9 protein-coding genes and 2 pseudogenes are annotated in these 12,624 nt (G+C 66.3%); 9 read left to right on the forward strand and 2 right to left on the reverse strand.

The genetic code is table 11. From position 1 onward, the window contains the following. Nucleotides 1-329: 329 nt before the first annotated feature. From ABZW18_RS00070 to ABZW18_RS00100, 7 genes and pseudogenes are all read left to right on the forward strand, one after another. Nucleotides 330-1,244: a helix-turn-helix transcriptional regulator gene (locus ABZW18_RS00070; protein WP_356179778.1), complete on the forward strand. Its 915-nt coding sequence runs from the start codon at nucleotides 330-332 to the stop codon at nucleotides 1,242-1,244. Nucleotides 1,245-1,552: 308 nt separating this feature from the next. Next, a complete protein-coding gene (locus tag ABZW18_RS00075; RefSeq protein WP_356179780.1) occupies nucleotides 1,553-2,785 on the forward strand; it encodes a helix-turn-helix domain-containing protein in 1,233 nt (410 codons plus the stop codon). A 2,480-nt stretch (nucleotides 2,786-5,265) separates the two neighbouring features. Next, nucleotides 5,266-5,373 (forward strand): annotated as a pseudogene (locus ABZW18_RS00080) (DUF5999 family protein); the annotation flags it as partial. A gap of 32 nt (nucleotides 5,374-5,405) precedes the next feature. Next, on the forward strand, nucleotides 5,406-6,272 hold the full coding sequence (locus tag ABZW18_RS00085) for an SAM-dependent methyltransferase (protein ID WP_356180113.1): 867 nt from the start codon (nucleotides 5,406-5,408) through the stop codon (nucleotides 6,270-6,272). After that, nucleotides 6,272-6,418, forward strand: a complete 147-nt coding sequence (locus ABZW18_RS00090) for a DUF5999 family protein (RefSeq protein ID WP_356179781.1) — start codon at nucleotides 6,272-6,274, stop codon at nucleotides 6,416-6,418. The genes ABZW18_RS00085 and ABZW18_RS00090 overlap by 1 nt, the downstream gene beginning before the upstream one ends. Before the next feature lie 347 nt (nucleotides 6,419-6,765). Next, nucleotides 6,766-7,110, forward strand: a complete 345-nt coding sequence (locus tag ABZW18_RS00095; RefSeq protein ID WP_356179783.1) for a hypothetical protein — start codon at nucleotides 6,766-6,768, stop codon at nucleotides 7,108-7,110. A 212-nt stretch (nucleotides 7,111-7,322) separates the two neighbouring features. Continuing rightward, a complete protein-coding gene (locus tag ABZW18_RS00100) occupies nucleotides 7,323-8,564 on the forward strand; it encodes a DUF6415 family natural product biosynthesis protein (protein ID WP_356179784.1) in 1,242 nt (413 codons plus the stop codon). Nucleotides 8,565-8,697: 133 nt separating this feature from the next. Here ABZW18_RS00100 and ABZW18_RS00105 read toward each other — a convergent pair. After that, nucleotides 8,698-10,088: pseudogene (locus ABZW18_RS00105) on the reverse strand (IS1380 family transposase). A gap of 156 nt (nucleotides 10,089-10,244) precedes the next feature. After that, a complete protein-coding gene (locus ABZW18_RS00110; RefSeq protein WP_356179786.1) occupies nucleotides 10,245-10,373 on the reverse strand; it encodes a hypothetical protein in 129 nt (42 codons plus the stop codon). Between the two features lie 664 nt (nucleotides 10,374-11,037). On the opposite strand from ABZW18_RS00110, the gene ABZW18_RS00115 reads away from it, so the two are divergent. Together ABZW18_RS00115 and ABZW18_RS00120 are read left to right on the forward strand one after the other, a co-directional pair. After that, a complete protein-coding gene (locus ABZW18_RS00115) occupies nucleotides 11,038-11,268 on the forward strand; it encodes a hypothetical protein (protein WP_356179787.1) in 231 nt (76 codons plus the stop codon). A 162-nt stretch (nucleotides 11,269-11,430) separates the two neighbouring features. Further along, nucleotides 11,431-12,450 carry a DUF4331 family protein gene (locus ABZW18_RS00120; RefSeq protein ID WP_356179789.1) on the forward strand — a complete coding sequence of 340 codons (1,020 nt, stop codon included), beginning with the start codon at nucleotides 11,431-11,433 and terminating at the stop codon, nucleotides 12,448-12,450. The last annotated feature ends 174 nt before the right edge of the window (nucleotides 12,451-12,624 follow it).

Consider the following 12,624-nt stretch of genomic DNA (forward strand, 5'->3'; position numbering starts at 1 on the left):
CGGTTGGCCGACGATGAACAGCAAAGCATCCCCTCAAGCGACACGACGAGTCCCGGCCCGAGGCGCTCAGTCACCTTGGGGGGTGAGCTTGAAACACTCAAGCAGGAAGTGTCAACTATAGTTTCATGCTTTCCTCGTGTGCTCAGGTTAGCCGGGTCACTGTTTCCACCGTCTCCTTGGCGCCCCCGGAGCAATCCCAGCAGCCGGCCGAACCTCGGGGAGAAGCGGCCGAGAACTACTGGTACCGCGTCAGGTAAGGGCAGGCTATCCTCCGCCGTACCTTTCGTAGGGGCCTCAGGGCGTCGGCACACCCAGGAGGAGTGACCCGCATGACCGCTCACGTAGACGGGAATCATCTGGCCCCGCATGTCTCCGAGCGTCTCGGTTTCCTCTTCCGCAACACCTACCCGCTGCGACTGGGAAGGCCCTGGACGCCGGAAGAGGTCAGTTGGGCAACAGGCGTCCCGGCCCGCGAAATCAGACGGATGCTGGCCGGCGAGGGCCACGCAGAGACTGTCAGGCCGTGCTTCGCCCAACGACTTCAACACCTGTTTACTACGCGCATCCCTGACGAGGGGGGCCGGTACTCGCAGGGTCAGGTGGCACGCGCGACCGGTTTCACTCCCCAGTACATCAGCAAGTTGATCAGGGGGGAAAGCATGCCGGGACTGGAGTGTTCTACCCACCTGGCGGAGTTTTTCGGCGTACCTGTCTCCTTCTTCACCGACACGTCGGTACAGGCCGTAGCTCGCCATTTCGGTGTGATCTCCGGACCAGATCTCATGTCCTTCATGGCCGCTACAGATGGTCTGGGGAAGGTCGTAAGCGCGTCAGGAGACCACGTCTCCAAACAATTCCCAGATCTTCTGAACACCATTTTCCAGAACCTGTACCCGGCATCGCGCGGGCGCCCTTTCTCCGATGAAGATGTCGCCACCGCGACCGGTCTGGGCACTGACAAGGTCCGGGCGCTCCGCAGCGGCCAGGCCACTCCCTCGCTGATGGATGCTTCGAAACTGGCAGCGTTCTTCCGCATCCCCGTGGGCATGTTTTGCGATGAGGGGGTTGCCGACGGGATGACGGCAGACCTGGCGCTCCTGGCCGCCTACCAAGACGACAGGGCCAGAAGCATTCTGCGCCGATCGGCGGGACTGCCGACGTCCTTGCAAGACCAGATCGATGCGGCTATCAGCGACCTTCGATCCGCTGCAGGCCTGCCTCCCGACGGTGATCCAAAGCCGTAGGAGGGGCACTAGTCTGCGCACAGCAAGGTAACTACACCGTAGCGGGTTTCTGCCTCGCTCCCACGGTGTGCATCATCTGCCCCTGAGCGCAGCCACTGCTGAACACTCAGCCCCCCCCGGCACGCCGCCTAGGCGGGCAGGGAAACCGAAGGCGGGCTCGTCGGTCAAACGAACACCGGATCTGCTGGCAGACAGCCAGGTCGGCCCCGCTCCGAGCGTCTGAGAAGGGGCCGATCTATGCCCCACCGAGGATGGCGGCGGTACGGTTCTGGTGTCACCTCAGAACGGAGCCCGGTATGCCCGAGGGCATGGATCAACACATCGGGGCACGCGTGCGCGTGGCCCGAACCGCCGCAGGATTGACGCAGAGCGAGATGGCGGGCTTCCTCAGCAAGTCCGTTCGATGGGTGGAGGATGTGGAGGCAGGCCGCCACACCCTGGACCGCTATTCCGTCATCACTGCTGTGGCTGAGGTATGCGATGTGGACGTTGTATGGCTACTTGGCCAGCCATACCGTCTTCGTGGAGAAGGCGGATCGGTCGCGCACTCCTACATCCCGGCAGTCCGGGCCGTGCTCCGTCGCTCAAGCTTGATTCTTTCAGGCCATCCAGGTCTGGCACCCCAGGGGCTGCCAGCGAGCGCAGAGGTGATGCGGAGTCGCTCCCTGGCAGCCAACCGGGCTCGTCAGGCTGCGAACCTCCCAGAGGTGGCGTCGCTGTTGGCAACGATGCTGGATGACCTGAATTCCGCCGTGCTCATCTGGGAGGGTGCGGATCGGGAAGCAGCACTGCGGCTCATGGTCGACGGGGCACGAACGACTCGCATGGCGCTTAACCAACTCGGCTATCCCGACCTGGCGTGGGTGGCCGCCGAGGTTGCCGCGGGCGCGGCGCGGCAACTGGATGACCCGATGGCCAAGGCGGCCGTCGCCTGGGACCGGTGTGGCGCTCTGTTGCACCAGGCGTCTCCGCGCGACGCGGTCGTGGTTGCAGAGGCGGCGCTGCGCGATCTCGAGCCGCTGACAGTGGGCAGTGCGCCGGACCGCTCCGCGATTGCACTGCACGGCGCGTTGGTGCTCCGGTGCGCCGTGGCCTCCGCGCGTGCTCGTCAGGAGGCCGATTCCTGGGCACAGATCACGCGTGCGCTGGAGGACGCCGGGCGATTGGGGCCTGACTTCCACGATGTCGCAGGGCAGACTGTGTTCGGGAGGGCGAACTGTGCAGTCCACGCCGCCGAAGTCGGGGTGGAGCTTGACCGACCAGACGTGGGGCTCAAGTTCGTACCGAATCCTAAGGTGGAGGAGATCCCCTCCAAAGAGCGCCGCACCCATTTCATGATCGACCGCGCCCGGTCGTATAAGCTCCTGGGGCGCGCTCCCGCTGCGGTGAACACTCTGCGCCAGGCCGCCAACTACGCCCCGTACTACGTGTACGCCGATCCGATGGCGCGAGCTCTGGTAGCGGACCTAACGCGGACCGGCGTGCGAGGGCAAGAGAGCGTCTTGTCCACGCTCGTACGGAACATGGAGCTCGCGAGGTAGACGAGCCAGCGATCGGATCTCGACTGCGAGCGAGCGCCTTCCGATATTGGCCGCCCTGCCACTGAGCAGCGCGCTGGTCGAGCAACTCGCTTCGAGAGCGCCGCGTCGTTTGAAGATCGACGGACCCACTCGTATGTCGGAGACAGCTTTCTCCGTGCGCGCGGAGTTCATGCCGTTCATCTCATCCCGAGTGCCACGACAATGCACCGCCCGCCGAACCTGCTCGCCGGACAGGCCCGCCCGTTCGACCCCTAAGCCGTAACAGGGCGCTTGCGGCCGTAACTGCCTAGGCCGCCACAGTCGTACCGGCCGCCCGGGGCGCCTATCGAAGCCACCGCAGAGCCGAGCGGCGGGCTATCTGCCAATCAGCGTCGGCTGAAGCCCGCTACGTGGTTCATTCCGACCACAAGACACCCCTTTGCGGTGGCGGCGACAGCACGAGCACCGGCCGCGCGGCCACGAGCCAGGTCGGCTCCCCAGTGCGCAAGTTCCAGTTCCAGACCCTCACCGTGTTGTCGTGGCCGGCGGTGACGGCGACGGGGAAGCCGTCCAGCTGGTGCACGCCACCGCGTACACCAGGCCAGCGCCAGTGTGTCCCGTCGTCGGTAGGCCGATCGGGGTGCCAGAGGCCAGATTCCACACTCGCGCCCGTCCCGTCACCGCCGGCGGACACCACAACGGGGACACCGTCCAAGCTGGTGCACGCGGAAGCATGGACACGGTCAGTTGGCCGGTAAAGGTGTCGCGCAGGCTCAATCTCACCCGTGAACTGCCTTGGGCCACATGACGCAGGCCGCGTCGATCCGGCCTTGCGCCAATTGGCTCTGCCCCAGTCCGCCATCGTCAGCGCGTGGAGGATGCGGTCAGACTGCTTCAAGTACCCACAATTTTCTTGTGGGTACACGGCGCATTGCCATGCCACGCTGCACCCCTGTTACGCAACGTATCTCTGCGATCACACCTGGGGGTGTTCGAGGTGGAGTCCCCACCATATGGCCGTGACACCGCAGCACTGGCCAATGCGTACACGAACCTGCTGGGATGGCCTGTCATCCTTGGACACCGATATCGCCGCCGCGGCGGGTGCACCTGTCTGGACACCCCCAACTCGACTGATTGCCTCTTCCCAGGTGCCCATCCGCTTCCCAACGCACTCAACGCGGTTCGGCCTTCGCTCCTGCGCCAGGCCCTCGAGGAGCGGCCTGGGGCAGGAGTTCTGACCTTCTGCACCGGCTTCGACGCCATCACCGTCCCGCACGACATCGGGATGGGGGCAATGTTGGGGTTTGACAGGATGAGCTCTCCGGTGCCCTGCCTGACCAGCGACCACCAGACGACGACCTTCCTCGTTGAAGTGGGTTCGGGATGCCTTCTCGCTGATCTCGGTCCGCAGCTTCGTGTACTCGCTGGAGAAGGCCAGTGGATCGCCCTCCCGCCTTCGCACAACGTTCGGTGGGACACCCCACCGTGGCACCCAACTCAGCCCGAGCCCGTCCGGCTTCCGAATGCCGCCCAGCTCCGCAGTGGACTGCGCCAGCAGCTGAGGCTGAACCGGGAATCGCATGCTACGCCCCAAGTACCGACGGACAAGGGATCGTGAGGTCCATCCTGCGCAAAAATGCGCGGCCTTGTCATTGAGGCCGAGAAGCCCGCCCGTGACGCCTCTCGAGCCGATGCTCGCCTGCCTGGCCGCCCCCGCCCCCACGTTCCAAAGTGACTCCCCCGGGACCCCTCTGCTTCTTGGAGACAATCGATGAGTGCACCCCACGCTGCGACACTAGACCAGCGCACCCGCGGCCAGTCCGGGTACCAGCCCAGCGAGTCCTGGGAACCGCAATACAGCTATGAATTACTCAAACCCCTTCTCCAAGCGCTACGCGCTTCCGGGCCAGAGCACCGCGTCGAGACGGCGGTCGCGGATGGACCGGAGCTCGGGCGACAACTATGTACCCACCTCGCTGAGGTCATCGCTGGCGTAGCCATTTCCTCCAACCCGCAAGGACGGCAGGCTCTGGCGACAGCCGGGACCTGGCTGACAGCTCGACGTCGCGATGAGGACAACCCAAGCCGCGCCTGCATCGGTGTACTGGCGGGCGCCACTCGAAGTCGGCTGCATTACTGGCCAGCCCCGCCGACAGAACGTCACAGTCCGGACCCGGCTCCGGGCGGACAGGCGAGAAGACCGCCCGCCGCGTAAAGCTGGTCATCCCGTGGCACCCTGTCTCGCGCCACGGAGATGACCTACGAGGGGCTCCTCCGTCCAGCGACGCCGACCGCTGGGCCGCTCGGAGGAGAGGCGTTAATGCCACCCCGCGGGCCCCGCCGGTGCCGCGGTTGGGACGGCAGCGCGCCCGGCCGCCCATGCGGGCAGAGCCGCCCCTCCCTCTCCGGCCGCCGAGCCCCGAATCCAAGTCCCCCCGGGATTCGCTGAGGCCCGGCCGGAGAGGCCCCGCCACCCCGCACGCTCCATGAGGAATCACATGTGTCACCACCAACCGAAGTGGCCGACAGTCCGCTCCGCCGACCGGGAGGTCGCCCGCATCGTTGCGCACCACCCAGAGCAGGGCTCGGGCTGGTCGGTTATCTGCACCAGGGCGGGGGCGTAGGCGTGGACTTTCCCGTGCCTCTCCCGCCCAGTGGCATCAGCGGCCTCCCGAGAAACTGGTCGTCGTTCCCGGATACATCCCGCGTCTACGACGCCCTTCTTGGCGGTCGCGATAGCTACCAGGCCGACCGGGTCCTCGCCCGTATGCTCCTCCAGGAGGCGCAGTGGCTACCGACCGCCGCCACGATCAACCGCGTCTACGGAGCCCTGACCACGTCCTATCTGGCCCGGCGCGGCATCACACAGTTCCTGGATCTGGGCTGCGGGTACCCCTCGCCGTCGCAACGGCGCCGCCAACCGCACATGCCGAATGTGCATGAAGCCGTCTCAGCGATTCACCACACCGCCGTGGTCGTGTACGTGGACAGCCATCCGGTCGTCGTAGGCCACGGGCGGGCCCGGCTTGCCGGCCCGCCGGGCGAGCATTCGTGCATCCAGGCTGACATCAGGGACATGGAAGGCCTCCTGGCCGCGCCAGAGGTCCAGGCGTTTGACCGCAGTCGGCCCATCGCAGTCCTGCTCCACGACGTGTTGCCGTACGTCGCTGATGACGAGCTCGTGGACCAGGCCCTAAAAATTTTGCGGGCATGGCTGCCACCCGGCAGCGCACTCTCCATCACCCACGCCACATCCGACATGAGCCCGGTCGAGATGGCCGCGGTGACGGCCCTGTACGAACGGGCCCGGATCACTTACCGCCTGCGCAGCCAGGACCACATCCGCGACCTGTTCGCAGACTGGGCCCACCTCGGGCCCGGGGTGGTGGCCACCGGGCGCTGGCACGCCGACCATGTCCACGCCCAGCGGCAGCCGCAGACCTCTGGCGCCTACGCGGGTATTGCGGTCACGCCCATCTCCTCGAACTTTGGGAGGCACAAGTGATGCGCCGAGCCACGCCATCCGAAGTGCACACAAGGAGCCTGCTGTGCAACGGCTTCCTACTCTTCGACACTGGCGAGCTGCTGCCCAACGGGCGAATCATCGACTCGCACCGCTCCGCCGAGGCGCGACCGGGGGCGGCCGCGTGAGCACACCACAGACACGCCCCACACGCCCCACATTCATCCCGTACATCACGGCGCGCAGCGGGGAGGAATTGGAGTCGGAGTCGATGCTCCGGGTGCTGCCCAGGGGCAAGGGCCTGTGCTACGTGGATGAAGGTCCGAGAGACCGGGATCTCCGGGGTGTGCTCTGGGCGCGTCGTTCCCAGTGGCTCGAAGCCGGTCGACCGACAGGTGGACCTCGGTTCAGGGAGGTACATCCCGCCCGGCAGCGCGAGACGATGAATTACATGCGGTGCCAGGGCTGTGTCCAGCAGCCGAGCCGGACGTCGCTGGGCTGGTTGTTCCTGGAGACGCGGCCTGCTGAAGGTGAGATGAAGCCTGGCTGGCCGGAAGGAGCGCTGACCCAGCAACCTCCTCTGTGCCTGGAGCACGCCGTGGTCGCCACCCAGCAGTGCGGTCCCCTCGTGGATCGGGGGCACATTGCGTTGCGGGTCAGACGACCCCGCCTCTACGGGGTGATCGGGGTGCTCTACCAATTCGGGTCCCAGGGGGTGGAGGCTGTGCCGGGCGGGCAGGTGACCTTGCACTACGGCGACCGCAGGGCCCCTTGGCTGCTGGCCTCCCAACTCCTTCGCCGACTGTGTGACGTCACGATCGTCGATCTCGACGCAGAAGTCGCTGCGGCCGAAGCGACTCCACCGGCGGCTGCTCAGTGAGCGGTGCCTGCCGTGGGCCCGTCTCAATGAGCAGCCGCAGACTCCCGGCGCGAGGTACACAGCACCGCTGGGGTGAGCCCGAGAGGCTGGACACCCGCCGCAGGCGGGAGGCTGCCGCCGAGCGCACCGCGACCTCCGACGCCATCACACCGACATGCAGAGGCCCACTACGGGTCCACAAGCCCGCCGATACCTCCACTGAAAGGGACCATATGACGACCGGCACGGTGTTAGGCCAGACCGCCACAATAGAGCTGGACCAGCTCCGGGCCGACATTGGGCGGCTCGCCCACGTCGCTACATTTCGTACGGCGGCCTCGCCCGCAGCGATCAAGCGCAGTCGCGAAGAACTCTGCGAGATCGCCGCCCGGTGGCTACCGCTCGCCCGCGAACGCCGTGAGGCCGCGACCGGCTCGGCAGCGGATCAGGCAAGGTGGGACACGATTACCGCGGCTGCCACCCCGAAGACATGGGAGGACGGGTCCTTCAGTGGCCTGGTAGTCCAGACCGGGCAGGTACGTGATCTGCTGCGGGCGATCCAGGACAGCAACCCGCCCCATATCCCCGTTGCGGACGTGGCCAGGTGCATCGCCGATGCCATCACAGATGGCGCCTACCCGGTTGGATCCTCGCTGGCCCTGGGCCGACTCGCATCACACCTCGGTGAAACCGTGCCCCGCGTACGGCTGGCGCTCAGCGATCTGGCCACCGCGGGCATCGTCGAGGACCGTGGTGGCCGCAGCTACGTCGTAGAACCCGGCGGACGGCGGGAGAGCACGCGGGAGCGACTAGCGCGCCGCCTGCGCGAGCAGATCGCAGCAGGCGTCTACCCGCCCGGCACGGCCCTGCCTACCCAAGCTGATCTGGCCCACTCCCTCGTCTCAGCCTTGGGTCCTATGGCGGACGCGCTGCGCATCCTCGCCGCCGAGGGGACTTTAGTGCTCCGGGCTGGTCAACGAACTGTCGTGGACACCTCTGTTCGGATCGCCACGCCCCACGCGGAAGGTGGGCCGCTCCCCTCTGCAGTCCACCCCAACCCGGACGACGGGCCGCCCGCGAGCCCCGTCCACATCCGCAAGAGCACACGCGTCCCCAAGTATTGGTGGAAGTCCCGGGTGAGCCCCCAATCCGACACCTTGGATTACCACCTGAACCAATTGCGGGCCTTCACGAGGCAACTCATCCCGGAGGCGGACGCCTACCGCTCCCGTCTACCGGTGGGCAGCGGACTCCGGCAGCACGTCCGAACGGTGATCGCGCGGGCGGTGGAGCTGGATTCGGCGTCTCTCCCGTCGGACATCACACTCCGCGTATGGCACGCGGCCTGCCTGGCAACCGCCGTCAGTGACCTCCTCCAGCTCACCGAGGCCGCCGACAATGCAGGACAGGACGACCACGCTGCCCCCCGGGCGCCCGACGGGCGGCTAAGCCTCGATCCACCGGTCGGATCTTGAAGCGGTCTTCACGATCGCGGGGCGGCATCTTCTGGTGTCGCCTGGACTTGGGCAGGAGATGTCTGCTGGTCTGCCCAGCTTTTCCACGAGTGCGGCTCCGGTTGGGCCTGGCGGGCGGGGTGGACAGGGGAGATCAGGCGGGTTCGGGTGGGCGGTGGACGGTGTCGAACAGCTCGGTCCAGGCGTGCTGCCAGGGCCATCGCTGCGGCAGGTGGAGCGTCAGGCGCCGGGCTGAGCGGGCGATGCGGGCGGGGACGTGGAGCAGGTGGGCCGGATGGTGGCGGTGGCCTTGGCGTGGAAGGCCGAGGCCAGGGCGCCTGTGGCCCGCAGCAGGTGTAGGTGATCGCCCACAGGGTCAGCCAGGCCGCCTTGGCGTTGAACTTCCCCGACGGCAGGTGGGCCAGGGGGCCTGCCTTGCCGTCGGCGATGACCTGCTCGATCACCGCGTGGTGGCGGTGCTGCCGCTCGGCCTGCAGGGTCTCGAACGGGCTGTCGGTGAAGAACGGGTGGTGGCGCCAGACGGGGAACAGCTCGCCCTGCTTGCCTTCCACCGCGGGTTTGGCCACGCGGCGCACGATCAGGCGGGCGGTGATCTGCTCGGCCTTCTTGCGGCCGGTGCGCGGTGTAGGCCGGGATCTCCGCGACCTCGGCGTCCGAGATCAGCTCGCCGGTGTCCGGATCGAGGACCGCCCTCGGCTAGCGGATCCTCCGCCATGCGGCCTCCTCAATGGCGGCGATGGCCCGCTTGATCGAGGGGTTCATGCCGCAGGTGAGCGAGAAGTGAGCGCCGCCCCGGCGGCAGGCGGCGGCCACGTCGGCGTTGTAGAACTGCGAGTCCGCACGCAGGATCTGCACGGGCGGTGGCCAGGGCCTCGGTGACCAACCGCTCGGCGCCGTGGGAGTCGGCCGCCTTGCCCTGCCGCAACCTGACGGCGGCGATCACCGGACGCGTGGTGGGGGTGCAGATGGTGGCCAGCAGCGGATGCAGCGTCCGCACGCCCTTGAACCGGCCGATCTGCGCGCCCTGCTTGGCACGGCCGAAGACCCGCTTGTGGGTGGAATCGACATCGATGAAGGCGAGCTGGCCCGCGCCGGGCAGCAGCGGCGTGTGAGCTGCCAGTTCTCGAAACACCTTGCGGTGCACCGCGTGGCACCTTGCGGTGCACCGCGTGCAGTTGCAGAGCGTGGCCGTGGGTGAAGGAGCGCAGGAACGTGCCGAGTGCCGAGCGTCGACGGAGCCCGCACACCGCGGAAGGAGACCGGCATGGCACCGTGCCGCAGCCGATCGGCACCGTCGATGCTGTCCGCCCCCACGCACATCGCCGCCACCAGGGACATCACCTTCGCCGCCGCATTCGCCCCACCGCCGTTGCCCGCCTCCTTGATCCGGACCGCATCACCGGCCAGTCGCGGCAGGCCGACCCGCTCCGCCAGCCGGACCACCGGCACCAGCCCGGCGTCCGCGATCAGATTCGGCTCGTCGAAGCGGGCAGAGACCGCCGAAGCGACATGGGAAGATTGCATCTCGCGGATATTCTCTCGATCTGTGGACGTGGAACCCTAGACAAGTCCCATCACCCCAGTTCAGAGGGCACCCGCGCCCTCATGTCCACGCTCTGAACCGGCCGTTGACCGGTGGATCGAGGTTTAGTGTCTGTGGGATGGGTCTGGGACCCCGGCTCAGCTGGCGAATTTCTGCACGCACCAGCCCACGAACGCGATGGCTATGAAGATCAGCAGGGCTCCCTCGATCCAATCTGAGAGGGTGAACCGCTGGTTTCCGTTCTTCTTCGGCTCTTCGTCTTCCATGCCTCGTTCCTCCGTGCGGTGTTCGGAGCGCGCCCGGCGGAATTCCTAGCAAGAAATCTTCCCGTAGGGCGGGAAGGAGTTGCCGGCCCCGGTCATGGAGGTTGCCTACATCGCGCTGATGGCTAGGGTTCCGGAGGACGAGTTCAGGAGAAGTTCCTCCACGGCTCGTTAATCGTGTACGGGTCCTATTTGCTGTTGGTCCAACCCATTCCTCAGTCGACGCTAAGCACTGGAGTAGACGACTGGGCAAGAGTGGGACCACGGTGGAGGTGGAGAGATGGAAACGAACCAAAATGCAGAGACGACGAGCCTTGTGGCCGTCCGCAGCGACGAAACAGGGGCCGTTGCGGGTCAGGCCTGGAGTCGGCGCCGGCTTCTCGTCGGCCTGGCCGCGACGCCCGTACTCCTGGCCGTGGGGTCCGGCCCCAGCATGGCTTCTCCCGTATCGCGATCGCAGCCTGAGGGTGCAGCGGCCGCCGGGGTGGAGCGGGGCGGGGTACGCCGGTTCAGCCGACCGTTCCTCAAGCCGGGCCATCGGATAGTGCTGCCCCGAGGAGTCGAGGTCCTTCCTCACAAGGGCATTCACAACACCGTACGCCGAACGGCGAGTGACGGCCCACTCCGGTGGCCGCACGCACCGATGCTGGACGGTACAACGGTCGACTTGTCGGTCATCCCGAAGCGCGGCGCGCCATCGCAGATGGCATATCTGACAGGCTTCACCGACGGCTGGTACGAAATAGCTGACTCGCAAGGCCAGAACGCTGTTCGAGTCGAGTGGGACGCCCGGAAGCTGCCGTACCTATCCGTCTGGCAGGAATGGGGCGCCTCAACTGATTTTCCCTTCTGGGGGAAATTCTACATGGTCGAATTGGAGCCCATTTCGGCGGTCTGACCGTTCGCACTCGCTTCCGAGGGGGACTGCGGAAACCGCAATACGACTGACCATCTCCGCACCCCCTCTCATTCCAGCCAGGTGTCACCCGGGGAAGGGTCATCTACCCCCACGGCGGGTTCCCTAGACACCTACTCTTCACTTGCACCCCAGGAGTCCAAAATGTCTGACCACCTTGACGGTCTGTCAGCGCGGGAGGATCCCCGCCTGGACATCAGTGACGTGTACCTCTTCCGAGGCCAATTCGGCACGGTGTTCGTCATAAACACCAACCCGCTGTCAGGCCCAGGAGGATTCCATCCCGAAGCGCTGTATGAATTCAACATCGACACCGACGGTGATGGAATCGAGAACATCGCACTGCGCGCCACCTTCCTGCCACCTGACCCGACCGGAGATCAGCCCCTCGTGCTGCGCCAGGTCACCGGCTCAAACGCCACTAACCGGTACGCCCCGGGGCACATCGTGGCCTACGGCCGCACCAACGAGAACATCACTGGCTCAACCGGCATCAAGCTCTTCGCTGGCAGCGCCGGCGAACCCTTCTACATCGAGAAGAATGTGGTCACAGCAGTCAGAACTGCAGTGATCAACGGCAGCAAACTCGACCTCAGCGCCTACGACCCCAGCAAGGCGACGAACCTGTTCGGCAAAACCAACGTCAGTGCAATCGTCCTCGAAGTTCCGAATACGCTCTTCGGGAGCGCCACCACCATTGGCTTCTGGGGCTCCGTCACTCTGCCCACCGACGCACCCGGCGGGTGGCGTCAAATCGACCGAGCAGGAAATCCCTTGGTCAGCACCCTCTACGGCTTCAACGAAGGCGATGCATACAACGCGGCGCCCACCAAGGATGACCTCGCAAGCTATGGAGAGAAGATCGCTAGCATGACCGCCCGTGCCGTTGCGGTCAACGGCACGGCCGAGGACCCAGACAAGTACGGCGCCTCCGTACGCGACATCCTCGTGCCCGACATGCTGCACTACAGGATTGGTTCCGCCGCCTTCTTCGGCGTGGACCGACGCAACGGCCGAGGCCTGACCGAGAACACCCCTGAAGCAATGTTCCACATCGTTCTCAACAGGAACGTCGACATGGGCCTGGACGCCGGCTCCGCTACCGGCACCCTGCGCCCACGGTTCCCCTACCTGAGCAAGCCAGTGCCTCCTCCCTACGGCTGAAGCCGCGGGGCCTCCCCTGGTCCTATACGCGCCCAGTCCGACTCACGACGGCACCCGCGGCAGCCGTTGACCGTTCCTGGACAGTGAGCGGCAGTGAGTCTTGTTGCCAAGACTGCTGCTCAGCGGCCTTGCCCCGAACGGTGTTGGGCAGGCTGGTCCCCCGCTTTCGCTCCA

This window comes from Streptomyces sp. NPDC004647 (assembly GCF_040609575.1).
Lineage (GTDB): Bacteria > Actinomycetota > Actinomycetes > Streptomycetales > Streptomycetaceae > Streptomyces.

Bases quoted from the DNA above. Each gene is read 5' to 3' on its own strand.
- ABZW18_RS00070 (WP_356179778.1), top strand. From the start codon at position 330: ATGACCGCTCACGTAGACGGGAATCATCTGGCCCCGCATGTCTCCGAG.
- ABZW18_RS00075 (WP_356179780.1), top strand. From the start codon at position 1,553: ATGGATCAACACATCGGGGCACGCGTGCGCGTGGCCCGAACCGCCGCA.
- ABZW18_RS00090 (WP_356179781.1), top strand. From the start codon at position 6,272: ATGCGCCGAGCCACGCCATCCGAAGTGCACACAAGGAGCCTGCTGTGC.
- ABZW18_RS00095 (WP_356179783.1), top strand. From the start codon at position 6,766: ATGAAGCCTGGCTGGCCGGAAGGAGCGCTGACCCAGCAACCTCCTCTG.
- ABZW18_RS00100 (WP_356179784.1), top strand. From the start codon at position 7,323: ATGACGACCGGCACGGTGTTAGGCCAGACCGCCACAATAGAGCTGGAC.
- ABZW18_RS00110 (WP_356179786.1), bottom strand. From the start codon at position 10,373: ATGGAAGACGAAGAGCCGAAGAAGAACGGAAACCAGCGGTTCACCCTC.
- ABZW18_RS00120 (WP_356179789.1), top strand. From the start codon at position 11,431: ATGTCTGACCACCTTGACGGTCTGTCAGCGCGGGAGGATCCCCGCCTG.